Origin of the sequence: Streptomyces sp. NPDC098781, from assembly GCF_044759995.1 — a bacterium.
Classification (GTDB): Bacteria; Actinomycetota; Actinomycetes; order Streptomycetales; family Streptomycetaceae; genus Streptomyces.
In genome coordinates, this window is the sequence record NZ_JBIWAK010000009.1 from 146,334 (window position 1) to 171,087 (window position 24,754).

A 24,754-nucleotide genomic window follows, 5' to 3' on the forward strand; every position below is an offset into this window, starting at 1 on the left:
GGAATCCGACGCCGTTCACGCAGGCGTACGACCACACGGAGGCGGACGATGGACGAGGCACGGGCCCGGGACGTACTGGCCACGGCGGACGTACTGCCCGGGCCGGCGCGGGACGCGCGACTGCTCGCCCTGGGCGAGAACGCGGTGTTCGCCGCCGGTGACCTGGTCGTCAAGGTGGGCAGGGACGCGGAGTTGTTCGACCGGGCGCGGCGCGAACTCGACATCGCCGTGTGGCTGGCCGAAGCGGGCGTGCCGGCGGTGCGGGCGGCCGAGCCGAAGGCGCGGCTGGTGGAGGGGCACCCGGTGACCGTGTGGCACCGGCTGCCCGAAGCGCTACGGCCCGCCGAGCCACGGGATTTGGCCGAACTGCTGCGGCTCGTGCACGCCCTGCCGGCACCCCCCTTCGAGCTGCCGCCCCGTGAGTTGCTGGGCGGTGTGGAGCGGTGGCTGCGGCTGGCGGGCGATGCGATCGACCCGGCGGACGCGGCGTATCTGCGGCAGCGACGGGACGGGTTCGCCACGGCCGCGGCGGGGCTGACTCCGCGCCTGACGCCGGGGCCGATCCACGGGGACGCGTTGCCGCGCAATGTGCATGTGGGGGTGGCGGGGCCGGTGCTGGTCGATCTGGAGACCTTCTCCTTCGATCTGCGGGAGCACGACCTGGTGGTGATGGCGCTGTCGCGGGACCGGTACGGGCTGCCCGCGGCGGCCTATGAGTCGTTCGTCGAGAAGTACGGCTGGGATGTGCGGGAGTGGGAGGGGTGTCCGGTGCTGCGGGGGGCCCGGGAGACGGCCAGCTGTGCGTGGGTCGCTCAGCATGCGCCGAGCAACCCGAAGGCGCTGGCGGAGTTCGGGCGACGGGTGGCGTCGCTGCGGGAGGCGGACGAGACGGTGCGGTGGTATCCGTTCTGAGGGGTTGACCTCAGACGCCGGCACCGGGGCCCCGGCCGTACGTCATACGGCCCTTCTCCCCCACACCCGTCTACGACGACGCGGTGCCGTCGGATTCCCTGTCCTGGATCGTGCGCGCGGCGTGGCGCAGTTCGGTCAGGACCGTGCGGAACGCCGCTCTCGCCGTCCGCTCGGGGCGATAGAGGGCGTCGATGTGCCTTCTCGCCTGCACGCCGCTCAGCGGTCTCAGCACCAGCGCCGGATGCGGGCGCATCGTCAGGCGTGGCATCAGGGCGATACCGCCCCCGGCGGCCACGACCTCCGCGACCACCGCGAACTCGTTGATGCGGTGCGCCAGATGGGGGCGACGGCCCGCCGCCGCGGCGATGGCCTCGATGACCGCCAGGACCGGGAAGCCGTCGTGCACGGTGATCCACGGTTCGTCGGCCACGTCTCCTGGGGTGACCCGGCGCTTCGCGGCCAAGGGATGGTCCGCGGGCATCGCCACGTCCAGTGGCTCACGCAGCAGCGTCGTCGCGGCCACCGTCTGCGGCCATGGCGGGGCGTGGTCGAGCCGGTGGGCCAGGACGATGTCGTACTCCCGGGTGAGCCGGGGGAAGTCCTCCTGCGGCACATCCTCGTCGGCCAGCCTCGGCACCGGATGGCCCGGGCCGGCCAGTGCGCGGACCAGCAAAGGGAAGAACGCGGCGCCCGCGCTGTGGAACGCCGCCACCGACACCTCCCCGTCCGGCCGCCCGACGAACTCCTCCACCGTGTGCCGTGCCCGTGCCAGCGCCGTCTCCACCTGCACCGCCGCACCCGCCAGCGCCTGCCCCGCGTCGGTGAGCACCAGCCGCCGGCCCTGGCGCTCGGTGAGCGGCACCGGCATCGCGCGCTGGAGCAGCCGCAACTGCTGGGAGATCGCCGACGGCGTCACGAGCAGCGCCTCGGCGACCGCCGTGACACTGCCCAGTTCGCCGAGCTCCCGGAGGATCCGCAGCTGCCGTTCGTCCATCGCCTCAGTGTAGGGAAGACGATGTAGTCACGCTAAATGATCGTTTTAGAAAGTGGTACTGGGCTTCAGGGACGGCTGCGGTGCACGGTGGGCGGGTGTCCGACGTCCGCCGTACCGATGCGGTACTCCTCCTTGTCGCGCTCGTCTGGGGTTCCAGCTATCTGTCCGCCCAGACAGCCACGGCCGCGCTCCCCGTCCTGCTCGTGCTGTTCGCCCGCTACGCCCTGTCGGCCGTCACCTGCCTCGGTCTGCTCGCCTCCCAGCGGCGCGGGCAGCGGCGGTGGACGCGTGAAGAGCTGCGGGCCGGTGTTCCCCTCGGGGTGACCCAGGCCGCTGTCCTGATCGTGGAGACGTACGGCGTCGCCCACACCAGCGCCGCGAACGCCGGCCTCATCATCAGCCTGACCATCGTCCTCACCCCGCTCCTCGACCGCGGCGGCCGTCGTGGCACCCTTCCTCCCGCCTTCTTCGCCGCGACCGCGGTGTGCGTCCTGGCCGTCGGACTGCTGATGTCCGGCAACGGCTTCCACTCACCCCGGCTCGGCGATCTGCTGATGCTCGGCGCCGCGCTGATCCGGGCCGTGCATGTCGCCCTCGTGGGCCGCTTCACCTCGGGACGGGCGGTCCGGCCCGCCCACCTGACGACCGTGCAGACGCTCGTCGGCACGGCCCTGTTCCTGCCCGTCGCGGCTCACGACCTGCCGGCGCTGGTCCGCGCGGACCCGGCGACCTGGGCCCAGCTCCTCTATCTCGCCCTGTTCTGTAGCGTGTTCGCCTTCCTCGCCCAGACCTGGGCCGTGCAACGCACCTCCGCGAGCCGCGCCAGCCTGCTGCTGGGCACCGAGCCGGTGTGGGCCGTCGCGGTGGGCGTGGCCCTCGGCGGCGAGCACCTCACACCGCTCACCTTCCTCGGGGCGGCGCTGATGGTCGCCGGAACGTACTGGGGCCAGGCGGTGGAGCGGACCCATCGCGGCGCACCGCAACCCGCACGCCCCTCGGCCGACACCCAGACTCACGCCAACGCCCACGCCCCCACCCTCAGCAAGGACTCCGTATGCCCGAGCACACCGACGGCGGCCACCGCGCCCACAGCGCCTACGACACTTACGAGCGGCTGATCTCCCTGCTCGAGTCCTCCCGCGTCGACCACCGCCTCATCGACCACGAGCCCGAGGGCAGTACCGAGGCCGTCAGCGCCCTGCGCGGCCACCCGGCCTCCGAGGCCGCGAAGTGCCTTGTGCTGCGGGTCAAGGTGGACCGCCGCACCACACGCCACGTCCTCGCGGTCGTGCCCGGGGACCGGCGGGTCGACCTGGACGCCGTCCGGGCGCTGTTCGACGCGCGCTATGTCGGCTTCAGCGACGCGGAGACCGCCGAGCGGCTGGCCCGGGCCGTCCCCGGTACGGTCCTGCCGTTCAGCTTCGATCCCGGACTTGAGGTCGTCGCCGATCCGGACGTCGTGGCCCGGCCGAGGCTGTACTTCAACGCCGCCCGGCTCGACCGCTCGCTGCTCCTGTCCGGCGCGGACTACGAGCGGCTGGCGAAGCCGCGGATCGAGCGCATCGCGGCACCGGCACAGGTGTGACTCCGGGCTCGGCCTCCGTCGCCGGACCTCAGACCGTCTCTCCCGGCACCGTCTCCTCCGCCGGTTCCCTGAGCGGCCACGTCCCGTCGACCACCGCCGTGGCGTCGCCCTTGCGGCGCAGGAAGTTCTGGAAGTCCGCCGCCAGCTCGGCATGCCACTCGATCTGACGGCGATGCAGCTCCGCCGGGCCGAGGCCCGCGATCTTGGGGTGGCGGTGGGCTATCGCACGGGCCAGCCGGGCCGCGGCGAGGGCGTCGGCGGACGCGTCGTGCGCCGAGTCGAGAGCGATGCCGTACTCCCGGCAGACCGCTTCGAGGTTGCGCTTGCCCCGGCGGTAGCGGTCGGCCCAGCGGTCGATGGTGTACGGGTCGATGACCGGAGCGGGGTCCGCGCCGCCCAGACGGTCGCGCAGGGACGCCAGTCCGTGACGCCGCAGTTCGGCGGAGAGCAGGCTCAGGTCGAAGGCGGCGTTGTAGGCGACGACCGGCACGCCTGTCTTCCAGTAGGTGACGAGGACGTCCGCGATGGCGTCCGCCACCCGGTCGGCCGGGCGGCCCTCGGCGGCCGCGCGCTCGTTGCTGATCCCGTGGACCGCGACCGCGTCCGGCGGGATCTCCACGCCCGGATCCGCCAGCCACTCCTTGCGCCCTATGGGCTGCCCGTCCCCGACCTCGATCACGGCCCCCGTCACGATGCGCGCCTCGCGCGGATCGGTGCCCGTCGTCTCCAGGTCGAAGCCGATCAGCAGCTCACGGTGCCAGCCCATGGGCGGTCCCCCTTTCTTGTGGTGCGTTCCCCCAGTGGTCTCCACCTTCCCATGGGCCACTGACAATCAGAGGACCGCATTCCGCTTGGCGGCGGGCACAGGCGGGCCGGGCCCTCCTGCCGGACGGTTCAGGACACCGGTCGCGAATCCGCCCACATCAGCTCGAACTCCTCGCGATAGGTGGGGAAGAGTCCACCTTCGTCGATCTCGTCCGACTTGACCATCTTGCTGCCGTTGCGGAGCACCAGGACCGGCGCCTCCAGACCCCGCATCCGCCGCAGATAGGTCTGCACGACCGCGACGCCGTCCGCGCCGTCGCCGTCCACCAGATACGCCGTGAAGCGGGGCGTGTCGTCGAAGACCTGGATCTCGAAGGCGTCGGGGTCACGCAGCCGGGCCCGCACCCGGCGCATGTGCAGGATGTTCATCTCGACCGCGCGGCTCAGCTCGCCCCGCTTGATGCCGAGTTCGCGTTCGCGTCGCTTGACCGCGCTGGAGGCCGGGTTCAGGAACAGCAGCCGCACCCGGCACCCGGACTCGGCGAGCCGCACCAGGCGCCGGCCGGAGAAGTTCTGCACCAGCAGGTTGAGGCCGATGCCGATGGCGTCGAGCCGCCGGGCGCCGCCGAAGATGTCCTCCGCCGGGAACTGCCGCAGCAGCCGCACCCGGTCGGGGTGCACGGCGACCACATCGGCGTACCGGTCGCCGACCAGGTCCTCCACGGCGTCGATGGGCAGCCGGCGCGCGGAGGGCACGTCACCGGCCGTGCCGAGGATCTCCAGCAGGCGCGCGGAGGCCCGTTCCGCCTGGTTGAGGACGGCCTCGGACAGGGCGCGGTTGCGCGAGACGACGTTCCGGCTCACCTCGAGCTCGTCCAGCGCGAGTTCGACGTCTCTGCGGTCGTCGACGTACGGCTCGAAGCACGGCCAGTGCTGCACCATCAGCTCGCGCAGCTGGGGCAGCGTCAGGAAGCTGAGGACGTTGTCGTCTGCAGGGTCGAGCAAGTATCCCTTGCGGCGGCTGACTTCGCGTACCGCGACCGCGCGCTGCACCCACTCCTGGCCTGCCGGGCCGGCCGCCGCGACCACCCATTCGTCGCCGTGGACGGGTTCGTAGATGGGGCGCAGCACGGCGGCCACGACCGCGCGCAGCCGTTGTTCGACGAGGTTCAGCCAGATGTAGGCCCGGCCGGCTCTTTGGGCGCGCGTACGCACCTCGCGCCAGGCGTCGGTGTCCCAGTCCAGCTCCGGGCCGATGGAGTTCGTCTCCATCGGCCGTGCCAGGGACACCGTGCCGGGCGGGACCTCTGTGGAGTTCCCCTCGTGACCCTCGTCACCAGGGGGCAACTCCAGCCCTCCCGAGCCCACCCGCGCACCGCCTTCCGCTCCCCCGAGCACTCCCCGTCCCAACGATCAAGGAAGGGTACTCCGGGAGCGGTGGGCGGTGCAGCCGGATGGACACGTCGTTTCTCAACTGCGCGGCTGCCAGTGTCCGTTCTGCCAGGCGAGCTCGCCCGGAGTGAGCGGATTCATAGCCGTCACATCACGCGGGACGATGGAGAATCCCTGCCAGTGGACCGGCATGGGCTGCTGGTCCTCGTCCCGGGCGATGTGGTGGAAGCCCACGTTCATCCAGGTGATCGGGTGCTTGAGTGCCTGGCCGCCGACCCACTTGTCGACGTTCTTGGGGTGGCCGTTGCCGCAACCGGGGTTGTTCGAGGCGAACTTCTCGCACTTGTCGTACTCGGTGAAGTACACGTCGTGCTTGGTGAAGCTGCGGCCCGGGTACTTCGTGGTGGCGCCGGGGACGATCTCGTACGAGCGGGCGTGGCCGTCCTTGTTCTTGCCGGTCGCGCTCACCATGCGCCACCAGCGGTAGGCCTTGGCGTCGCCCGCGAGCTCCTTGCCGACCTTGGTGACCGTGGTCTTGGTCTTCGGGGCCCGGTCACCGGCGGCGGGCGCGGTCACCGTCGAGTCGTACTGCTCGACACGGTTCTTGGTGGAGCCGTCCAGACCGAAGTCGAGGCGCCAGAAGACGTTGTGGCTGTGGCTGGTGGCCTTGGCCCGGTCGCCCTTGCCGATGGGCCAGCCGCGGCCGTCGCCGGCGTCGTAGTCGTCGTACGACAGGCTGCCGGTCGCGCCGACGTTCATCGTGACCGTGCCGTCGTCCTGGAAGCGCCACTCGGTCATGTACTCGTACCAGCCGACCTGGTTGACCGAGTAGACGAGCAGGTCCTTGCTCTGCGCCTGGTAGACCTTGTCGGCGCTGTCGCCCTGCATGCGGTAGGCGTGCCCACGCGCGCGGGTGGTGGTGCACAGGCCCTTGACGTTCTGGTTCTGCGGGTCCCAGGCCTCCGGCACCTTGACGGTCTTGATGGTGCCGCCGGGGCACTCGCCGGGCGCCAGGTTCATCAGGCCCTGGGCGAAGCCGAAGCCCGTCAGGTCGTCGTACTCGACGCTTCCGTCGTCGTACGGGACGTGGATCTGGCCGAGCCGGGCGCTGTTGAGGACCTTGATCGGCTTGGTCTCGCCCTTGGGCTGGTAGGAGATGTTCTCCAGGACGAGTCCGGCCTTGCCGTCGTAGCGCCAGCACATCCGCCAGGTCGTGCCGCCGGTGAGCTTCTGCTCGATGCGGTAGGCGGCGCTGCAATCGGCGGCGGGCGCCGGGGCGTTCTTCGGCTGGGCGGAGGCGGGCCCGGCGCCGGTCGTCGCGCCGGCGGCCAGCGCGGCCACGGACAGGCCCAGGGCTGCGCCCTTGCGGGCACGGCTCATTCTGTTCACGCGCATGAAGAAGTGACTCCCTTACAGGAGGTGCAAGTACGTGAGGTGCGGTTGCGTGGAGTGCGGGTTGGAAAACTGAACCGACTGCGGCTCAGCCCATGTCGAGCTTGGCGACCTTGCGGGCGCTCAGGTCGACCACGAAGGACCGGGCGTCGATCCAGGGCCCGTTCTTGACCTTCGGGAACAGGCGCACACAGCGGTGGTCCCCGCACTTGTCGAGTACGGCCGGCTGGGCGCCCGGGGCGGCCCGGTACACGGCGCCGTTGAGCAGCAGCTGGTCCGGGGAGGTGAGTTCCTTGCCGGTGGCGTCCTTGAAGTCGGCCTTCATGCCGGCGCCGAGCGGGTCGGCGATCAGGATCTTCGCCGCCTCGGCGTACTCGTCCCGGCTCAGCGGCGGCTGGACGCCGCGCTCGGTGGTGGTCTGCTCCACCTTGCCGGTGTCGAGGTTGACCGTCCTGGTGACGAGCGTGTCGGCCTTGTAGTCGTAGAACGTCACCTCGGCGCGGCGCGGGGCGTCGGCCCTGGCCTGCTCGCCGGACTCCGGCTCGGCGAGGTCGACGCCGACGCGCTGCGGGCCGCGGTCGCCGTCGACGTCCTCGGCGGCGCTGCGCATCTGCGGGCTCGCCGCGAGCTTCGCGGCCCGCTCCAGCTCGTCGTCGGTCAGCGGGTCGTTGCCGGTGCCCCGGTCGCCCTCGTCGGGCGCCTGCTCGACGACGCCGGGCGGCGCCGCCGCGGCCCCCTGCCCCTGGGCCGCCTGCTGGGCGGACCGGCCGCTGCCGTCCTCTCCCGATTCGTCGGCCCCCGCCGTCCCCGGCAGGGTGATTCCGACCATCACGGCCGTTCCGGCCACCGCGATCGCCGCACCTGCCACCACCTTGCCCAGGTGGCGGTGCACTATCTTGCGCACATCTTCCCCCTACTCCCCGTAGGTCCCCGGGAGTACGTGTCGGCCCCACTGGTACGCGCTTGTCGGCATACCTGTCTTCTGCACTGGTCGACCGGTAAGAGGGACGTAAGTCATAGGTGGTTCCATCACTTTCGGGGAGACTCGACGTCAAGGCGTCCCCGACGGCGTGCCCGAGCTGAAAGAGTCGTGTCCATGCAGGTCTGGCCTGGAGAGGCATATCCACTCGGTGCCACGTACGACGGCGCCGGCACGAATTTCGCGGTCTTCACGGAGGCCGCGGACCGAGTAGAGCTGTGTCTGCTGCACGACGACGGCTCGGAGACGGCGGTGGAACTGCGCGAGAGCGACGCCTTCGTGCGGCACGCGTATGTGCCGGGCGTCATGCCGGGACAGCGGTACGGCTTCCGGGTGCACGGCCCGTACGCCCCCGAGCGCGGGCTGCGCTGCAACTCCGCGAAGCTGCTGCTGGACCCGTACGCGAAGGCGATCAGCGGTTCGATCGGCTGGGGCGAGGAGGTGTACGGCTACCACTTCGGCGAACCCGACCGGCGCAACGACCTCGACTCGGCACCGCACACGATGTCGTCGGTCGTGGTCAACCCCTACTTCGACTGGGGCGACGACCGGCGGCCGCGCACCGAGTACCACCACACGGTGATCTACGAGGCCCATGTGAAGGGCCTGACGATGCGGCACCCGGGGCTGCCCGAGGAGCTGCGCGGCACCTACGCCGCCCTCGCGCACCCGGCGCTCATCGAGCACCTCACCGAGCTGGGTGTGACGGCACTGGAGCTGATGCCGGTGCACCAGTTCGTCAACGACCACCGGCTGGTCGACATGGGCCTGAACAACTACTGGGGCTACAACACGATCGGCTTCTTCGCCCCGCACAACGCGTACGCCTCCTGGGGCGACCGCGGCCAGCAGGTGCTGGAGTTCAAGTCGGCGGTGCGGGCGCTGCACGAGGCGGGCATCGAGGTCATCCTCGACGTGGTCTACAACCACACCGCCGAGGGCAACCACCTGGGCCCCACCCTGTCCTTCAAGGGCCTGGACAACCCGCAGTACTACCGTCTGACCGACGACCCGCGCTACTACATGGACACCACCGGGACCGGCAACTCGCTGCTCATGCGGTCCCCGCACGTCCTCCAGCTGATCATGGACTCGCTGCGGTACTGGGTCACCGAGATGCACGTCGACGGCTTCCGCTTCGACCTGGCGGCCACGCTGGCCCGCCAGTTCCACGAGGTGGACCGGCTGTCGTCGTTCTTCGACCTGGTGCAGCAGGACCCGGTGGTCTCCCAGGTGAAGCTGATCGCCGAGCCGTGGGACGTGGGCGAGGGCGGCTACCAGGTGGGCAACTTCCCGCCGCTGTGGACCGAGTGGAACGGCAAGTACCGCGACACCGTGCGGGACCTGTGGCGGGGCGAGCCGCAAGCGCTGGCGGAGTTCGCGTCCCGGCTGACCGGATCGTCCGACCTCTACCAGGACGACGGCCGGCGCCCGCTGGCCTCCATCAACTTCGTCACCTGCCACGACGGTTTCACCCTGCACGACCTCGTCGCGTACAACGACAAGCACAACCATGCCAACGGCGAGGACAACCGCGACGGCGAGAGCCACAACCGGTCCTGGAACTGCGGGGCGGAGGGCGAGACCGACGACGCGGACGTCCTGGAGCTGCGCGCCCGCCAGATGCGCAACTTCGTCGCCACGCTGATGCTGTCCCAGGGCGTGCCGATGATCAGCCACGGCGACGAGTTCGCCCGCACCCAGCGCGGCAACAACAACGCGTACTGCCAGGACAACGAACTCGCCTGGGTGAACTGGCCGGACGCCGACGAGGACGAGGGCGGGCTGCACGCGTTCGCGCGCGCGATGGTGTGGCTGCGCAAGGACCATCCCGTCTTCCGCAGGCGCCGCTTCTTCCACGGGCGGCCCGTGGCGGGCACCCACGACGAGCTGTCGGACATCTCCTGGTTCACCCCGGAGGGCCAGGAGATGACCCAGCAGGACTGGGACTCGGCGCCCGCCTCGGCGCTGACGGTGTTCCTCAACGGCAACGCGATCTCCGAACCGGGCGCGCGCGGGGAGCGGATCGGCGACGACTCGTTCCTGCTGATGTTCAACGCCTCGCCCAGCACGCTGGACTTCGTCGTGCCGGTCAACCACGGCCGGCAGTGGCAGGTCGTGGTCGACACCGCCGGCGCGGACGGCGTGCTGCGCGGCGAGGGACAGAAGGTGACGGGCGGAGACCGGCTGACGCTGGTGGACCGGAGCATGACGGTGCTTCAGCGGCCGGTCTAGCCGGACGGGCTCGGTGGTCGCTCCGGCACGCGCGCGTGGCGTTCGCTTCCGGCGGTCCGTCCGGTGTACGACGCCGGGCGCACCGCCAGCGCGATCAGCCACGCGAGCGCCGCGGCGAGGCTCGCCACCCCGAAGGCCGCCGCGGGGCCGTACGACTCGGCGAGGCGCCCGGCTCCGGCGACGGCCAGCGCCTGCCCGCCGACCAGCGCGCTCGTCGCCACCGTCATCGCCTCGGCGAGCCGCGCGGGCGGTACCACGCGCTCGGTGAGCCCGAACACCGTGATCAGGTGCGGGGCGTAGGCCACGCCGAGGACCGTGACGGTGACGTAGAGAGCGGGAAGGCCGTCGGTCCACAGCAGGGGCAGGGACAGCGCGAACGCGGCCCCGGTGGCCGCCCGCCACCGCGCGCTCAGCCCGACGCGGCTCGGCACGACGGCCATGGAGAACCCCGCGACGGCGCTCATCACGCCCATGGCGGCGTAGACGAGCCCCGCCTGCTCCGGCTGTCCGAGCCGCTCGGTCAGCGCGGTGATACCGGCCTGACAGGCACCGAACATGGCGCCCTGGAGGGCGAGCGCGGCTCGCAGGGGGTGAATGGCGCGGGGGATGCGAGGCGCGGCGGGACCGGTTCCTCGCTCCGACGGCGTGCGCAGGGCCCGGGGCCGTTCCACGTCGGCCGTCCGGTGCAGCGCGAACCCGGTGCCGCACAGGCCGACCAGCACCGCCGCGCCGCCCAGCGCGTACGCCGGATGCGCCGTCACCGCGGCCAGGCCGACCAGGGCCGGCCCGAGGACGAAGGAGATCTCGTCCAGGGTGCTCTCGAAGGAGAGCGCGGCGCCCACGGTGCTCTCGCGGGCTCCGGTCCGGCGGGCCAGCGCGACCAGCCGTGCCCGGGCCATGGGTCCGATCTGCGGCACGGTGGCGCCGGCCGCCGCCCCGAGCACCACCAGCGCCGGCGTCGGCAGTCCCGCGAGCGCCCCGGCGACCAGGGCGGCCACCGCGAGGGCGTTGGCGAGGGCGAAGACGAGGACGACCGCCCGCTGGCCGTGCCGGTCGGCGAGCCGGCCCACCAGCGGACCGCAGGCCACCTGCCCGAGGGCGAGCGCGCCGCCGGTCAGCCCGGCGGCCGCGAGGGAGCCGCTGGTCCGCGCGATCAGCAGCACACTGCCGAACTGGATGGTGGCGGTCGGCAGCCGGGCCAGGAACGACATCACGGGCAGCAGCGGCCCGGTCAGACCGATGACCTCGCGGTAGGTCGCCGACGCGCCGCCTCGTGCCATGGTCTCCCCGTCCTCCCCCGGCTTCGTCATCGCTCGACGTTAGGCACGCGCGTGGGCCCACGTGGAGGGGACGATGACACGAAGCGCGCCGAGGCGGGTACGTAGGTTTCCATGACACCTGAGCGACCCGACCCGATGGTGCCGACCGCCACCTACCGACTCCAAGTGCAGCCCGCGTTCCCGTTCGGGGCCGCCGCGGCGGCCGTGCCGTACCTGGCCTCGCTCGGCGTCTCGCACCTGCATCTGTCCCCCGTCCTGGAGGCCGTCCCCGGATCGGGGCACGGCTACGACGTCGTCGACCACGCGCGCGTGCGCGAGGAACTCGGCGGCGAGGAAGGGCTGCGCGCGCTGGCGCGCACCGCGCGCGAGCACGGTCTCGGACTCGTCGTCGACATCGTGCCGAACCACATGGCCATGGCCCCGCGCCACAACCGGGCCCTGTGGGAAGTGCTGCGCGAGGGCCCCAAGTCGCCGTACGCGCGCTGGTTCGACATCGACTGGGAGGCGCAGGGCGGCCAGGTGCTGCTGCCGGTGCTGGGGCAGCCGCTCGGCGAGACGCTCGGCGACCTGGAGGTCGACGGCGACGTGCTGCGCTACTACGACCATGTGTTCCCGCTGCGCGAGGGCACCGGGGAACTGCCGCTGCCGCAGCTGCTGGACGCCCAGTGGTACCGCCTCGCGTGGTGGCGGCTGGCCCGTACGGAGCTCAACTACCGGCGGTTCTTCAGCATCTCGGAGCTCATCGGGGTGCGGGTGGAGGACCCGGAGGTGTTCGAGGCCACGCACGCGAAGATCCTCCAGCTGCTCCACGAGGGCGTGATCGACGGTCTGCGCGTCGACCATCCCGACGGCCTCGCCGACCCCGACGGCTATCTCCAGCGCCTGCACGAGGCGACCGGCGGGCGCTGGACGGTCGTGGAGAAGATCCTGTCGGACGGGGAGCGGCTGCCGGCCTCCTGGCCCGTCGCCGGCACCACCGGCTACGACGCCCTGCGGCACGTCGACGGCCTCTTCACCGACCCGGCCGGCTTCGGTGAACTCCTCGGCCAGTACCGCCGGTTCGCGGCCCCCCAGACGGACCGGGGCGGCGACTGGGAGGCGACGGTGCGGCGGGCGGCGTACAAGGTCCTCACGCACGAGCTGGTCGCGGAGGTCGACCGGTTGACGCGGGTCGCGAACCGCGTGTGCGCCACGTCGGCGGAGCCCGCGCTGCGCGACCGGGCGCCCTGGGCGCTGCGCACGGCGCTGGAGGAACTCCTCGTCCGGCTGGAGGTCTACCGGCCGTACGCCTCCGGTGACGCGGCCCTGGTGGTCACCGAGGAGGCCGCCGCCCAGGCCCGGCTCGCCTTCGTGGTGCCCGAGGAGGCCGGCGCGGTCGACGTCGTGCGTGAGCTGGTGCTCGGGCGGGCCGGGGACGGGCCGGACCATGTGGAGTTCCGGACCCGGTTCGCGCAGACCGCGTCGGCACTGCGGGCCAAGTCCGTGGAGGACACGGCGTTCTACCGCTATGTGCCGCTGCTGTCGGCGACCGAGGTCGGCGGGAATCCGGGGAGCCCCGCGATCACGCCGGACGAGTTCCACGCGTACTGCGCGCGCGTGCAGCGCGACTGGCCGGTGACCGGGACGGTCACGTCGACCCACGACACCAAGCGCAGTGCCGATGTACGGGCCGCGCTGGCCGTGCTGACCGAGTGCCCGGAGCTCTGGGCCGACGTCCTGACCCAGGTGACCCTCGACGGCGAGGGCGTACCGGACGCGCAACTCGCGTGGGCCGCCTGGCAGACGGTGTTCGGGCTGGGCGAGGCGGATGTGGAGCGCGTTGAGGGGGCGCTGCTGAAGCATGTCCGCGAGGCCGGGCTGTTCACGAGCTGGACCGAGCAGGAGCCGCCGTACGAGGAGGCGGTGGCGGCGTTCGTCGCCGGGGGGCCGTGCGGGGCGTCCGGCGGGCGTGTGACGGCCTTCCGGAGCGGTCTGGAGCCGCACGTCCGGGCCAACGTGCTGGGCATGGCCCTGACCCAGCTGACGATGCCGGGCGTGCCGGACGTCTATCAGGGCACGGAGGCCGAGTACCGGGCGCTGGTGGACCCGGACAACCGCCGTGCCGTGGACTACCCGCACCCGGACCCGGGTGAGAAGGGCGCGGTGACGGCGGCGGCGCTTCGGCTGCGCAGGCGGCGTCCCGAGGTGTTCGGCGACTCGGCGTCGTACGCGCCCTTGACCGCCGAGGGGCCGGCGGGCGCCCACTGCGCGGCTTTCGTGCGGTCCGGGGAGGTGCTGACCGCCGTGACGCGGCTGTCGCTGCGGCTGGTGCGGTCGGGCGGCTGGCGCGAGACTGTGCTGCCGCTGCCGCCGGGACGGTGGGCGGATGTGCTGGACCCGGAGCGGGAGTTCACCGGGAAGGCGCGCGTGGAGGACCTGTTCGCCCGGCTGCCGGTGGCGTTGCTGGAACGGGTCGGCGAGGAAGAGGCGGGCTGAGCGGGCGCGCTCGCGGCGCTGTCGCACGCCGTCCCGTCACCCGCACGACCGGCTCGGGCCCGCGCGCGCTCCCGGGGCGCGGGCCCGACGGCCGGCGCGTGGTGGCGAGCGGCGGGATTCCCTCCGCGCCCCGGTGTCCCGGGGTCCGTCGGGGCAGGACAACGGCGTGCGGTATCCCGGGCGGGACGGACCCGGCTCTCCCGGTGGCGCCCACCGCCGCGCCCCTCGGCGTGAACGCAACCGGGCGCCCCCGGGAGCCTCCCCCGCCAAGTCCTTGACACCTCAACGAGACCATGGGGTACTGCGGATTGCGAATCCGGGGCGGACGAGACGGGGGTGAGTCTTCTGCCGGAGCTGCGCTACCCCACCCTTGCCGAACTGGTGCTGTCCGCCCGTGCGCTGGCGGCTCACCGACCCGGACTGTGCACACTGAGACAGGTGGGGTCCTCCCGGGCGGGCAGACCCCTGCACCTGCTCTCCATCGGCCAGGCGCGACGGGCCGTCCTGGTGGTCGCGGGCGCGCACGCCAACGAACCCACGGGCGGCCCCGCGCTTCTCGCGGTCGCCGAAAGGGTTCTGCGCGAGCGGGAGTTGCGGGCCGACATCTCCTGGCACTTCCTGCTCTGCGTGGACCCCGACGGGGCGAGTCTGCATGTCACTCCGGCGCCCCGCAGCCTGCTCGACTACCACCGCGGCTTCTTCCGGCCCGCCGCTCCGGAGCAGCCCGAGTGGGCTCCGGCCACGTTGCCGGCGGACCGTCTGCCGCCCGAGACGCGCGTGCTGACCCGGGTCATCGACGAACTGCGGCCCTACCTCCAGGTGACCCTGCACGGCACCGATCTGGGCGGCAGCTGGGTGCAGTTGACCAAGGACGTCCCCGGGCTCGCCGAACCGTTCGCGAAGTCCGCGGCCGAGCTGCACATACCGGTGGAGACCGGCGCCTCGGACGCGGCGGGCTGGCCCGCGGCCGGACCCGGGGTGCATGTGATGCCGGCGCCGGGTGCGGGAGCGGCGTATCCGAGCATGCCGGACGACGCGCGCAGCAGCACCTGGTACCACGTGCACCGGTACGGCGGGCTGACCGCGGTCGTGGAGGTGCCGATGTGGGCGAGCGACCTGGTGGACGATCCGGCGCCGCATCCGGACCCGGCCCGGGCGTTGCGCGGGCTGGGGGCCAGGCTGCTGCGGGACGGCCGGGAGGTCGACCGGGTGCTCACCGAGGCGCTGCCCCGGCTGGACGGCGTCGACGGGCCGCTGCTGCGGGCCGCGAAGTGGGCGCTGGAGCTGGTGCCGGGGCTGGCCGCCGACTGGACGCACACGCCGCCCGCCGACAACACCATGGCCTACGTCGGGAGCGTGGACGCCTTCGGGCGCCGGCTGCCGCTGCGGGCGGCGGCGATGCTGCTGCGCGTCCTGCGGGAGACCGAGGACCTCGGGGCCCAGCGCCTCGAACAGCTCGTGGCGACCTGGAGCGACGCGTTCGCCGAACGCTTCCGCGCCCGCTGGGTGCCCTTGGAGCACCAGATCGAGCACCAGTCCCGCACGGTCGTCGCGGCGGCGCTGCACGCGCGCGACCGGGCGGCCTGAGCCCGGGCCGCCGCAGGCGCGCGTGAGGCCGCGGGCGGCCACGCGCGCGTGCGGCGCCGTGCGGTGAACCGTTGCCGGTCGGCATCAGCCGTCGAGCGCGAACACCGCTCCTGTCCGTGCCGCCATCCCGCAGCCGTTCGAGAACGTCTCCCGGTACTCGACCGGGTGTCCGTTCCACTCCCCGCGCGCGTGGGCGGTCACCGGCGCGTAGATCATCGGGCAGTAGGCGTCCTTCCGTCGGAGCCGCGTGATGTCGCCGCCCACCCGGTCGAGGTCCGCGCAGGCCTCGGCCGCCTTCTTGTGGCCCATCGGCGGGTCGCACAGCAGCAGTCTGCCGGGCGCCTCGGAGCGGTCGCCGTCGCCGCGGGTGACCGTGACGAAGAGCCAGTTGCCGGAGTCGGAGTCCTGTGCCGTCGCCGGGGGCGTGGTCACGCCGAGGGCGAGGGCGGCGGCCACCGCGAGCAGGCCGCCTCGTACCGCAGTGCTACGTCGCGTCATTCCCGGTGTATCGGCACGGCGGCCCCGGCATTCCACCCCGACTCACCCGAACGGGAGCAGGCGGGCGCGTGCCGTCCGGCGAGTTCGAACGCGGCGAGCACCACCCGGGCCTGGTACTCGACCTGGCGCGCGACCGGTATCCAGCGGGCCCCGCAGCCGTCGCGGTAGTCGTCGCACCACTCGTCGATGCGCCGGTCCAGCTCCGGCAGCACCCCGGCCGGATCGCGTCCCGCGGCGGTCACCAGTTGGTGCAGCAGTCCCGCGGTGCGCAGGGCGAGGCGCCGTCCGGCGATCCGCAGGGCGGCCAGGTGGGCGGTGCTCAGCGGCGGGAGGGGGTGGGCGCCGACCCGGTCCTCGACCTCGGGGTCCCAGGTGTCGGCGAGCCCTGGGCAGACCAGTAAATAGTCGTCGACCGGGGCGAGCAGCCGGGCCGTCTCCGGTCCGGCGGGAAGATGTGGCCGCAGGCGTTCCAGCAGCCGTTCCAGCAGGCGGGCGTCGTGGCGCAGGGTGTGGCTCACCCTGCGCAGGACCGTTTCCTCATCAACATGCGGAGCGGGGTCCTCCACGGCCGCCACACCCCACATGGGGGCCTCGACGACCGCCGTGACCGTGCCGTGCCGGTGCGGATGGAACCAGGTCGACTCGACGGCCGCCTCCGTGATGGCGGCGGCCAGGTCACCCCTGCGCGGCCTGGGGATCCGGTAGACGGCGGGGCCCAGTTCCGGCCAGTACAGGGTGTCGTAGGGGCCCAGTTCGCGCGGGATGCCGAGGCGGGCGGCGCAGTGCGCGACGCGCTGGGCGAGGCCGGGCAGGTCGTGGGTCAGCTCGACGAAGCCGCCGCCGACGTCGACGCCGTGCAGGGAGCACTGGAGAAAGGGCCGCAGCTCGTCCTGGAGTTCGAGCAGGGTGCAGGTCTCGGGCAGCGTGGCGGCGTCCGCCCCGTCGGGCAGCCATTCGGGCTGTTCCAGGAAGCCGGGCCGGAAGAAGTTCCGGAAGTAGCCGCCGAGGGCGTACGGGCCGCGCAGCCAGCCCTCGTTGCGGCGCAGTCCGTCCGGGTCGAGGCACAGCAGCAGGTTCCAGGTGGCGTCGGCGCCCTCGTGCAGCCTCGGGTCGGCGAGCACCCGTTCGGCCAGCCGCAGCACGGTGCCGCCGCCCACCGGCTCGTTGGCGTGCGGGCCGGCCACGACGAGGGCCTGCCGGCTGCCGTGACCGATGGACAGCAGCCACAGCGGGGTGCCCGCGCGGGACGTCCCGACACGGCGCAGTCGGGCCTCGCGGGGGCGGCGGGCGACGAGCGCGGCAGCCCGTGCGCCCAGCTCGTCGACGGTCGGGTAGCGGAGGAGTGGCGGCAGGGCACACCTCCACAATGTGGTGCCGTCGGTTCACCTGGTGTGCATGGTGTACGCACAGTCAGTCACGAGTTGACCAGTACGTCAACACCACGAAAGGCAAAGGGACTTGCACCGGCCATCAAGGGGGGCCAGGGCCGGAACCGGGGTTCGGCTCAGTGCGTGGCGAGCCGGAAGGACATCCGGCCGAAGCCGACCTGGTCGCCCTCGCGGACCACGACGGCGCCGATGACGCGTCGGCCGTTCACCGTGGTGCCGTTGGTGGAGCCGAGGTCGCGCAGGATCCACAGACCGGCCTGGTGGCTGAGTTCGGCGTGCACCCGGGACACCGTCTCGTGGGTCAGCCGCAGCCCGTTGGCGGGGTCACGGCCTATCCGCAGCGGATGACCGGACGCGCGGTGCGGCAGCAGCAGCTTGGGCAGCCGCTCGGCCTGCCAGGCCCTGCGCAGCCGCACGGTGAAGCCGGAGACCGCCTCGACGGTGCCGAAGACCACCCGCGACAGCCGGCTCTCGGAGGGCAGGTCGGCGGTGAGGACGGCGAGCTCGTCCGCGCGGCGGGCGGCGAGGGCGAGTTCCATGCGGCGTACGAACGTGTCGTGCGACAGCCGGCCCATGGCGACGCCGTCACGGAGCACCTTCAGCGCCTGGTCGCGCTCCGCGTCGGAGAGCCGCGCGGGGTACGTGTTGAACTCGAAGGACGACGTCACGGTGCTGATTGTCGGTCAGTGGCTCCCGGGTGTCCAGAAAACGGCCGAACGGCCACCATGCGCACGTGATCGACGGAACTCCTGGCGACACCTGCCGCAAAAGGGAAGATTCAAAAGCGCATTGATCTCGTTTGGAGCACCATGGACGGGCTACATCACGGTGAGCAGACGAAGGGGAACCGTCCGTGCAGTTCGAGGTGTGGGCACCGCAGGCCGACCGTGTGACGCTCCATTGCGAGGGCGCCACGCGCGCGTTGGAGCGCGATCCCGATCGCGCGGGATGGTGGTGGGGGGAGGCGGAGGCGCGGGACGGCACCCGGTACGGATTCGCCCTGGACGACGGCCCGGTGCTGCCCGATCCGCGCTCGCGCCGGCAACCGGACGGCCCGGACGGGCTGAGCGCGGTGGTCGACCACGCGGGCCACGAGTGGCGTACGGAGTGGGCGGGCCGGCCCCTGCCCGGTGCGGTGCTGTACGAGCTGCACGTGGGCACGTACACGCCTGAGGGCACCCTGGACGCGGCCGCCGAGCGGCTCGGGCATCTCGCCGAACTGGGCGTCACCCACGTCGAGTTGATGCCCGTGAACCCCTTCCCCGGGCGGCACGGCTGGGGGTACGAGGGCGTCTCGCTGTGGGCCGTGCACGAGCCGTACGGCGGCCCCGAGGCGCTGAAACGCTTCGTCGACCGGGCGCACGGACTGGGCCTGGGCGTGGTCCTCGATGTCGTGCACAACCACTTCGGCCCCTCCGGCAACTATCTGCCGGCCTTCGGTCCCTACCTCACGGACACCCATCAGACGCCCTGGGGTGCCGCCGTCAACCTGGACGCGCCCGGTTCGGACGAGGTGCGGGCGTTCCTCGTGGAGAGCTCGCTGGCCTGGCTGCGGGACTACCGCCTCGACGGGCTGCGCCTGGACGCGGTGCACGCTCTGGTGGACACGCGCGCGTGCCACTTCCTGGAGCAGCTGTCGACGGCCGTCGACGCCCTCGCCGCCGACCTGGGCCGGCCGCTGTCGCTGATCGCGGAGTCGGACCTGAACGACCCGCGGTTCATCGCCGCGCGCGAGGAGGGCGGCCTCGGTCTGCACGCGCAGTGGAACGACGACTTCCACCACACCCTGCACACCGCGCTGACCGGCGAGTCCCAGGGCTACTACGCCGACTTCGCACGGGCACCCTTGGCGGGCCTGGCCAAGACCCTCACCGGCGGCTACTTCCACGACGGCACGTACTCCAGCTTCCGGGGCCGAAGCCACGGGCGCCCCCTGGACCGTACGCGCGTGGCGGCGCACCGCCTCCTGGGCTACAGCCAGACCCACGACCAGGTCGGCAACCGCGCGCAGGGCGACCGGCTCGCCGCCGTCCTCTCCCCCGGCCTGCTGGCCTGCGCGGCCACGCTGACGCTGACCGCGCCCTTCACGCCGATGCTGTTCATGGGCGAGGAGTGGGCCGCGAGTACGCCCTGGCAGTTCTTCACCGACCACACCGACCCGGAGCTCGCCGAGGCGGTACGGCGGGGCAGGCGGCGGGAGTTCGCGGCGCACGGCTGGGCCGAGGAGGACGTGCCCGACCCGCAGGACCCGGCGACCCGGGACCGCTCCTGCCTCGACTGGTCCGAGCTCGACGGCGAGCCCCACGCGCGCGTGCTCGCGTGGTATCACCGCCTCATCGCCCTGCGGCACGAGCACCCCGACCTCACCGATCCGGACCTCGCGGACACCAAGGTGGCCTACGACGAGCAGCAGCGCTGGCTGGCCTTCCGCCGCGGTGACGTCCGGGTGGCCGTCAACCTCGCCAAGGAACCCGCGGCCATCCCGCTGGGGCCGCGCCAGGCGGCCGTACTGGCGGCGTGGGAGCCCGTGGCGGCGCCGGGGGCGGACGGGGTGCTTCACGTGCCCGGGGAGTCGGGTGTGGTGCTGTTGCAGGGGTGAGCCGGTGAACCGGGCGGGCGCTTCGGCGACGCGGCGCGCCTGCGTGCCGGACGGCCCGGGGCGGACAGGGACAGTCACAGACCACCTAGTGGAGCTCCTGGTCCTCTTCCTCGTCCCGGAGCTCTGTCACGCGCTCCAGCAGGATCGCCTCCCACGCGTGGCGGAGCTGTGCTCTCAGCGTGGGCGGCGGCGTGTCGCTCTTGCCGTCGAGGCGGTCCGCGAGGTGGAGGAGGGCGTCGCAGCGGGCGAGCCAGAGGCCGCGCAGGCACGGGCGGGCGCCGTAACCGGCGAGGGTGGCGGCGCGGACGGCGGCCGGGGAGCCGACGGCGCGGGCGAGGCCGGCGATGTCCTCGGCGGGGTCGCCGAGCGCGGTGTCGGCCCAGCCGAGGACGCCGCGCACCCGGCCGTCGGCGCTGACGACGAGGTGGTCGGGGGTGAGGCCGTGGTGGACGAGGACGGCGGCGGTGGGCTGCGCCGCGAGCTGCACGGCGGCGGGCTGGGTGAGCTGGCGCAGCCGGGCGGCGTCGAACTCGTCCGCGTCCGCGAGGCGGGCGGCGGCGGCTTCGGCGGCGCGGCGCAGGGCCTCCAGGGAGCGTGGCGCGGCGCGCGGCACACCGAGGGTCTCGGCCTGCCGTACCGGGACCTCCCGCAGCCCGGTGAGCAGTGCGGCCAGGTCGGCCTCGCCGACGGCGGAGATGTCGTGCCGCGCGCCCGATCCGCCGGGCACCTTGGTGTCCAGGGTGTAGGTCAGCCCCGGCGCCCACTCGCCGAACGCCACGCTCGTCGGCAGGGCGACCGGGACATGCGTGCGGACGAGGTCGCGCAGTCGCAGCTCGCGGCGCTGGCGGGCGGCGGCCGCACGGTCGGGGGCGAGGCGCAGCACATGGCGGGTGCCGACCCACCAGGTGGCGGGTTCGGCGCCCGGGGCGGCGGGCCGTACGTCGGGTCCGGCCGATTCGGCCCCGCCGTCCTTGAGCAGGGAACGGACCAGTCGGCGGACGGTGTCCGCGGTGGGTGTCGGTGCCTGTGTCATGGTCGCGCCGTTGTCGCTCGGGGGTCTGTGTCGGGGTCCGCGGGGCTCCTCGCGCCGGGTCGGTCGGCGGTCAGTCGACCATGACCAGCTCGCGGGTGGTGTCGTTCAGGCGCCGCCCGCCGTCCTCGGTGACGGTCACGATGTCCTCGATCCGCACACCGAAGCGGCCGGGCAGATAGACGCCGGGCTCCACGGAGAAGCACATGCCGGGCACGAGGGCCTGCTCCTCGCCCTCGATCATGTACGGCGGCTCGTGCGTGGTGACGCCGATGCCGTGACCGGTGCGGTGGATGAAGCGCTCGCCGTACCCGGCGTCCGCGATGACCGCGCGGGCGGCCCGGTCGACCTCCTGGCACGCCACGCCGGGCCGTACCGCGCGGAATCCCGCCTCCTGGGCCTCGCGCACCAGGTCGTGGACCCGGCGTTCCTCGTCGGTGGGTTCGCCGACGTGGACCGTGCGGGAGGTGTCGGAGCCGTAGCCGTCCTTGAGGCCGCCGAAGTCCAGGACGACCATGTCGCCCTGTTCGATCACGCGGTCACCGACCTCGTGATGCGGATTGGCGCCGTTGGGGCCGGAGGCGACGATGGTGAAGTCGACCTGGGAGTGACCGAAGCGGCGCAGCAGATGGGCGAGGTCGGCGGCGACCTCGGACTCGCGACGGCCGCCGAAGGGAACCTTCCGGATCTCCTCGAACGTCGCGTCGGCGGCCGCACCCGCGGCAGCCAGCAGCTCCAGCTCGGCCGCGTCCTTGACGGCGCGCAGCATCGGCAGGGCGTCGGTGAGGGAGGCGTACGAGGTGCCGGGCAGCGCCCGCTGCAATGCCAGCAGGTGCATCGCCCAGGCGTTGTCACTGATGCCGAACCGGCCGCTCGAGCCGAGGAGGGCGGCGGTGGCGGCGTAGGGGTCCTTGCCGTCGGTCCAGTCGCGCAGGGTCAGGCCGGGCGCGCCGGTGGCCTTCGCGGCGTCGGGGGCTTCCAGCGCGGGGACGACGAGGACGGGGTCCCGGCCGGGGACGAGGACCAGCAGGGTGAGCCGCTCGGTCTCGGCGGTGGGCGCGTAGCCGGTGAGCCAGACCAGGTCCGGGCCGGGCGCCACCAGGAGTCCGGCCAGGCCCGCGTCGGCGGCGGTCCGCGCGGCGCGCTCCATACGGGCCCGGTAGTCGTCGGCGGTGAAGGGCGCGGGTGCGGTGCCGGTCATCCGGGCCTCCCTGGGCGCGTGAAGGGGCTACGGGCAGCATCCTGCCCGGACCGGGAGGGCGGCGCGAGCCGGTCGGCGGGTCTTTCGAACGGCCGCTCCGTCACGGCTCAGCCTTCCAGCGCCATACGGACGCCGAGGAGCAGCAGCACGCCTCCGGACACCTGCTCCAGGCGCCGGCGCACGCCCGCGCGGGACAGCACGGACCTGAGCCGGCCGACGAACCAGACGTACAGGCCGTAGTAGCCGACCTCGTAGACCGCCCAGAGCGCGGCGAGGCCCAGCATGGCCGGGAGGTGCGGGGCGCCGCGCGGTACGAACTGCGGCAGGAAGGACATGGCGAACACGGCCGCCTTGGGGTTGGCGAGGTTGAGCAGCAGCCCGGCGCGGTAGGAGGCCCAGCCGCTCCTCACGGTGGGCTCCCACGCACCCGGCTCGGCGCTCTTGGCACGTCGTGCCTGGCGCAGGGCCTGGATGCCGAAGCCGATCAGCACGGCGGCGCCGACGAAGCGGGTCACGTCGTACGCCATCTCCGAGGCCGTCAGCAGCGCGGTCAGGCCGAACGCCGCGACGACTCCCCAGATGAAGACGCCGGTCTCGTTGCCGAGGACGGTCAGGAAGCCGGAGCGTCTGCTGTGCAGGGACTGCTTGATGATCAGCACGGTGCTCGGGCCGGGTGAGGCGGCGACGAGGGTGCAGGCCCCTAGGAACGCGAGGAGGGTGGTCGGCATGGGGTCATGGTGGCCCCCCGGGCGCGACGTGACGAGTGGTTTTCGCTGACTTCCCGAGCCGCGGGGCGCTCAGGTGACGACGCCCGGCACCACCGTCAGCTGCTGGTGGCCGCCGCCGCGATGGCGCACCGTCAGGGTGACCTCGTCGCCCGGACGGGACCCGGCGACGGCTCGTGCGAGGTCGGCGGCGGAGTCGATACGGGTCCTGCCGAACGCGAGCAGTACGTCGCCGCGGACCAGACCGGCCGTGTACCCCGGGCCGGGCACATGGACGCCGACGACCAGGGCCCCTCTCTTGTCGGCGTCCACGGCCTCCACGCCGAGGGTGGCGGCGACGGCGGGGGACGGCGAGGCGGTCGGGGCGGGGGCCGTCGAGGGCGCCGGCTTCGGGGGGCCGCCCGGTGCCATCTGCCGTTGCAGTTCGGCGAGTCGGCTCATGCCGATCACCGTGGCGCCGAGCGTGCCGAGTCCGACTCCGGTGAGGATCAGGACCAGCCCGGCCAGCAGGGCGCACAACAGGGTGGTGAGCCGTCGGCCGCGGCGCCGGGGCGCGGCGTGCGGGCGCCGTGCTCCGGGGCCGGTCGTGGCTTCGTCACCCGGCCCCTGACCAGGCATGGGCTTGGGTCGCAACGCGGTCTGTTCCATCGGATCGCCTCCGGCTGGTGACTACCCCGCGCACCGGCGCACAACGAGCCACGAACGAGTGAGACTGACCGGTGGTCAGGAACGGGAAGTCATAGCCGTCGGGCCGAGGACCACCACGTGGGGCGGGGTGCGCGGTCCGCCTCACCGCCGCTCGGCCAGCGCCCTCGCGACGGTCGCCGCCGCTCCCTGGGGCGCCCCGGCGCACACCAGTTCCGTACGGTGCACGACACGCGGTTGCTCGACCGGTACGGCGACCGTGCCGGCCACGCCGGTGGCCGCCGAGCAGGGCAGCAGGGTCAGGCCGTGCCCGGCGCCCGCGAGGGCGGTGAGCGCGCGTATGTCGGTGCCGTCGTAGCGCAGGGCGGGGCGGAAGCCGTGGCCGCCGTTCGCGGCGCGCAACTGGGCGAGTGGCAGGCCTGTGTCGGGGGCGTCGAGCCAGCGGGCGTCCGCCAGGTCGGCGAGGCGCAGACCGGTGCGCCTCGCGAGCGGGTGGGTGTCGGGCAGCAGGACGCAGACCGGCTCCTCCGCGACACCGTGGGTGGTGAGCGGTGCCACGTCGGGCAGCCGCAGCGGGTCGCTGGGGGCGGCCAGTCCGTCGACGAGGCCGAGGTCCGCCGTGCCGGTGGCGACAGCGGCGGGGACCTCTTCGCGGGGCAGCACGCGCAGCGTCACGCCGGATGCCGGGAGCGCGGCGAGGACATGGGGGCCGAGGGCGGTCGGCGCGGTCGCGAGAGTCAGCCCGTGGTCGGGTGCGGCGGCGACCCGTACGACGTCCGCTCGGGCCGCCTCCAGGCGCAGCAGCAGGGGGCCCGCGTGTTCGAGGAGCCGCTCGCCGGCCGCCGTGGGCAGCACCGGGCGGCGGGTGAGCAGGGGTGCGCCCAGGTCCTGTTCGAGCGCGGCGATGTGCTGGGAGACCGCGGACTGGGTGTAGCCCAGTTCGCGTGCGGCCTCGGAGAACGAGGCGAGACGCGCGACGGTGACGTAGGTGCGCAGCAGGTGCGGGTCCATGGGCGACAGCATCCCGCAGGGCATCAGTGGCGCTTATCGAGTGTGCAGAAATCATCGTTGG

The 24,754-nt window shown here is 73.0% G+C and carries 21 protein-coding genes; 7 read left to right on the top strand and 14 right to left on the bottom strand.

The annotated features are described in order from the left end of the window. The first annotated feature begins 48 nt into the window (after positions 1-48). Positions 49-912 (top strand): phosphotransferase enzyme family protein, encoded by an 864-nt coding sequence (locus ACIQWG_RS32100; protein WP_404102046.1) that lies wholly within the window; start codon positions 49-51, stop codon positions 910-912. 70 nt (positions 913-982) lie between these two features. Here the strand turns inward: ACIQWG_RS32100 and ACIQWG_RS32105 are convergent, their stop codons facing one another. After that, positions 983-1,906, bottom strand: a complete 924-nt coding sequence (locus ACIQWG_RS32105; RefSeq protein ID WP_404102047.1) for a LysR family transcriptional regulator — start codon at positions 1,904-1,906, stop codon at positions 983-985. A gap of 95 nt (positions 1,907-2,001) precedes the next feature. Here ACIQWG_RS32105 and ACIQWG_RS32110 point away from each other — a divergent pair, with 95 nt between their 5' ends. Together ACIQWG_RS32110 and ACIQWG_RS32115 are read left to right on the top strand one after the other, a co-directional pair. After that, the gene (locus tag ACIQWG_RS32110) at positions 2,002-3,024 is read left to right on the top strand and encodes a DMT family transporter (protein ID WP_404102048.1); all 1,023 of its coding nucleotides are present in this window, start codon (positions 2,002-2,004) and stop codon (positions 3,022-3,024) included. Beyond that, positions 2,961-3,491 (top strand): YbaK/EbsC family protein, encoded by a 531-nt coding sequence (locus tag ACIQWG_RS32115; protein WP_404102050.1) that lies wholly within the window; start codon positions 2,961-2,963, stop codon positions 3,489-3,491. Before ACIQWG_RS32110 ends, ACIQWG_RS32115 begins: the two co-directional genes overlap by 64 nt. Positions 3,492-3,519: 28 nt before the next feature. On the opposite strand, the gene ACIQWG_RS32120 is transcribed toward ACIQWG_RS32115, so the two are convergent. The 4 genes from ACIQWG_RS32120 to ACIQWG_RS32135 all read right to left on the bottom strand — a co-directional run bounded on the left by ACIQWG_RS32120 (position 3,520) and on the right by ACIQWG_RS32135 (position 7,944). Next, positions 3,520-4,257 (bottom strand): 3'-5' exonuclease, encoded by a 738-nt coding sequence (locus ACIQWG_RS32120; protein ID WP_404102052.1) that lies wholly within the window; start codon positions 4,255-4,257, stop codon positions 3,520-3,522. A gap of 128 nt (positions 4,258-4,385) precedes the next feature. Continuing rightward, on the bottom strand, positions 4,386-5,624 hold the full coding sequence (locus tag ACIQWG_RS32125; RefSeq protein WP_404102054.1) for an SAV2148 family HEPN domain-containing protein: 1,239 nt from the start codon (positions 5,622-5,624) through the stop codon (positions 4,386-4,388). Positions 5,625-5,726: 102 nt separating this feature from the next. Continuing rightward, the gene (locus ACIQWG_RS32130; RefSeq protein WP_404102056.1) at positions 5,727-7,043 is read right to left on the bottom strand and encodes a copper amine oxidase; all 1,317 of its coding nucleotides are present in this window, start codon (positions 7,041-7,043) and stop codon (positions 5,727-5,729) included. 85 nt (positions 7,044-7,128) lie between these two features. After that, complete coding sequence (locus ACIQWG_RS32135; RefSeq protein ID WP_404102058.1) at positions 7,129-7,944, bottom strand: Tat pathway signal sequence domain protein; 816 nt, start codon at positions 7,942-7,944, stop codon at positions 7,129-7,131. Between the two features lie 192 nt (positions 7,945-8,136). On the opposite strand from ACIQWG_RS32135, the gene glgX reads away from it, so the two are divergent. Continuing rightward, positions 8,137-10,254 carry a glycogen debranching protein GlgX gene (gene glgX, locus ACIQWG_RS32140; protein WP_404102060.1) on the top strand — a complete coding sequence of 706 codons (2,118 nt, stop codon included), beginning with the start codon at positions 8,137-8,139 and terminating at the stop codon, positions 10,252-10,254. Here the strand turns inward: glgX and ACIQWG_RS32145 are convergent. Next, the gene (locus tag ACIQWG_RS32145) at positions 10,251-11,564 is read right to left on the bottom strand and encodes an MFS transporter (RefSeq protein WP_404102061.1); all 1,314 of its coding nucleotides are present in this window, start codon (positions 11,562-11,564) and stop codon (positions 10,251-10,253) included. The genes glgX and ACIQWG_RS32145 overlap by 4 nt on opposite strands. 81 nt (positions 11,565-11,645) lie before the next feature. On the opposite strand from ACIQWG_RS32145, the gene treY reads away from it, so the two are divergent. Together treY and ACIQWG_RS32155 are read left to right on the top strand one after the other, a co-directional pair. Beyond that, positions 11,646-14,009 carry a malto-oligosyltrehalose synthase gene (treY, locus tag ACIQWG_RS32150; protein WP_404102063.1) on the top strand — a complete coding sequence of 788 codons (2,364 nt, stop codon included), beginning with the start codon at positions 11,646-11,648 and terminating at the stop codon, positions 14,007-14,009. 336 nt (positions 14,010-14,345) lie between these two features. Then, positions 14,346-15,596 (top strand): M14 family zinc carboxypeptidase, encoded by a 1,251-nt coding sequence (locus tag ACIQWG_RS32155; RefSeq protein WP_404102065.1) that lies wholly within the window; start codon positions 14,346-14,348, stop codon positions 15,594-15,596. Positions 15,597-15,680: 84 nt separating this feature from the next. Here ACIQWG_RS32155 and ACIQWG_RS32160 read toward each other — a convergent pair whose 3' ends face one another. The 3 genes from ACIQWG_RS32160 to ACIQWG_RS32170 all read right to left on the bottom strand — a co-directional run bounded on the left by ACIQWG_RS32160 (position 15,681) and on the right by ACIQWG_RS32170 (position 18,150). Next, positions 15,681-16,094 carry an SSI family serine proteinase inhibitor gene (locus ACIQWG_RS32160; protein ID WP_404102066.1) on the bottom strand — a complete coding sequence of 138 codons (414 nt, stop codon included), beginning with the start codon at positions 16,092-16,094 and terminating at the stop codon, positions 15,681-15,683. Continuing rightward, positions 16,091-17,461, bottom strand: a complete 1,371-nt coding sequence (locus ACIQWG_RS32165) for a M14 family zinc carboxypeptidase (RefSeq protein WP_404102068.1) — start codon at positions 17,459-17,461, stop codon at positions 16,091-16,093. The genes ACIQWG_RS32160 and ACIQWG_RS32165 overlap by 4 nt, the downstream gene beginning before the upstream one ends. A gap of 137 nt (positions 17,462-17,598) precedes the next feature. Further along, positions 17,599-18,150: a DUF1707 and FHA domain-containing protein gene (locus ACIQWG_RS32170; RefSeq protein WP_404102069.1), complete on the bottom strand. Its 552-nt coding sequence runs from the start codon at positions 18,148-18,150 to the stop codon at positions 17,599-17,601. 185 nt (positions 18,151-18,335) lie between these two features. On the opposite strand from ACIQWG_RS32170, the gene treZ reads away from it, so the two are divergent. After that, on the top strand, positions 18,336-20,081 hold the full coding sequence (gene treZ / locus ACIQWG_RS32175; RefSeq protein ID WP_404102071.1) for a malto-oligosyltrehalose trehalohydrolase: 1,746 nt from the start codon (positions 18,336-18,338) through the stop codon (positions 20,079-20,081). Between the two features lie 85 nt (positions 20,082-20,166). On the opposite strand, the gene ACIQWG_RS32180 is transcribed toward treZ, so the two are convergent. From ACIQWG_RS32180 to ACIQWG_RS32200, 5 genes are all read right to left on the bottom strand, one after another. Then, entirely contained in the window at positions 20,167-21,114 is a 948-nt protein-coding gene (locus ACIQWG_RS32180; protein ID WP_404102073.1) for an aminoglycoside phosphotransferase family protein, read from the bottom strand. A gap of 70 nt (positions 21,115-21,184) precedes the next feature. Then, on the bottom strand, positions 21,185-22,312 hold the full coding sequence (locus ACIQWG_RS32185) for an aminopeptidase P family protein (RefSeq protein WP_404102075.1): 1,128 nt from the start codon (positions 22,310-22,312) through the stop codon (positions 21,185-21,187). 107 nt (positions 22,313-22,419) lie between these two features. Continuing rightward, complete coding sequence (locus ACIQWG_RS32190) at positions 22,420-23,040, bottom strand: LysE family translocator (RefSeq protein ID WP_404102077.1); 621 nt, start codon at positions 23,038-23,040, stop codon at positions 22,420-22,422. A 69-nt stretch (positions 23,041-23,109) separates the two neighbouring features. Continuing rightward, on the bottom strand, positions 23,110-23,685 hold the full coding sequence (locus tag ACIQWG_RS32195) for a PDZ domain-containing protein (protein WP_404102079.1): 576 nt from the start codon (positions 23,683-23,685) through the stop codon (positions 23,110-23,112). Between the two features lie 141 nt (positions 23,686-23,826). Then, complete coding sequence (locus tag ACIQWG_RS32200; RefSeq protein ID WP_404102081.1) at positions 23,827-24,693, bottom strand: LysR family transcriptional regulator; 867 nt, start codon at positions 24,691-24,693, stop codon at positions 23,827-23,829. Between the last annotated feature and the right edge of the window lie 61 nt (positions 24,694-24,754).

Excerpts from the sequence above, each read along its gene's own strand:
- ACIQWG_RS32160 (WP_404102066.1), bottom strand. The coding sequence starts at position 16,094 with ATGACGCGACGTAGCACTGCGGTACGAGGCGGCCTGCTCGCGGTGGCC.
- ACIQWG_RS32190 (WP_404102077.1), bottom strand. The coding sequence starts at position 23,040 with ATGCCGACCACCCTCCTCGCGTTCCTAGGGGCCTGCACCCTCGTCGCC.
- ACIQWG_RS32145 (WP_404102061.1), bottom strand. The coding sequence starts at position 11,564 with ATGACGAAGCCGGGGGAGGACGGGGAGACCATGGCACGAGGCGGCGCG.
- ACIQWG_RS32185 (WP_404102075.1), bottom strand. The coding sequence starts at position 22,312 with ATGACCGGCACCGCACCCGCGCCCTTCACCGCCGACGACTACCGGGCC.
- ACIQWG_RS32105 (WP_404102047.1), bottom strand. The coding sequence starts at position 1,906 with ATGGACGAACGGCAGCTGCGGATCCTCCGGGAGCTCGGCGAACTGGGC.
- ACIQWG_RS32100 (WP_404102046.1), top strand. The coding sequence starts at position 49 with ATGGACGAGGCACGGGCCCGGGACGTACTGGCCACGGCGGACGTACTG.
- ACIQWG_RS32115 (WP_404102050.1), top strand. The coding sequence starts at position 2,961 with ATGCCCGAGCACACCGACGGCGGCCACCGCGCCCACAGCGCCTACGAC.
- ACIQWG_RS32195 (WP_404102079.1), bottom strand. The coding sequence starts at position 23,685 with ATGGAACAGACCGCGTTGCGACCCAAGCCCATGCCTGGTCAGGGGCCG.
- ACIQWG_RS32200 (WP_404102081.1), bottom strand. The coding sequence starts at position 24,693 with ATGGACCCGCACCTGCTGCGCACCTACGTCACCGTCGCGCGTCTCGCC.
- ACIQWG_RS32120 (WP_404102052.1), bottom strand. The coding sequence starts at position 4,257 with ATGGGCTGGCACCGTGAGCTGCTGATCGGCTTCGACCTGGAGACGACG.
- ACIQWG_RS32180 (WP_404102073.1), bottom strand. The coding sequence starts at position 21,114 with ATGACACAGGCACCGACACCCACCGCGGACACCGTCCGCCGACTGGTC.
- glgX (WP_404102060.1), top strand. The coding sequence starts at position 8,137 with ATGCAGGTCTGGCCTGGAGAGGCATATCCACTCGGTGCCACGTACGAC.
- ACIQWG_RS32130 (WP_404102056.1), bottom strand. The coding sequence starts at position 7,043 with ATGCGCGTGAACAGAATGAGCCGTGCCCGCAAGGGCGCAGCCCTGGGC.
- treY (WP_404102063.1), top strand. The coding sequence starts at position 11,646 with ATGACACCTGAGCGACCCGACCCGATGGTGCCGACCGCCACCTACCGA.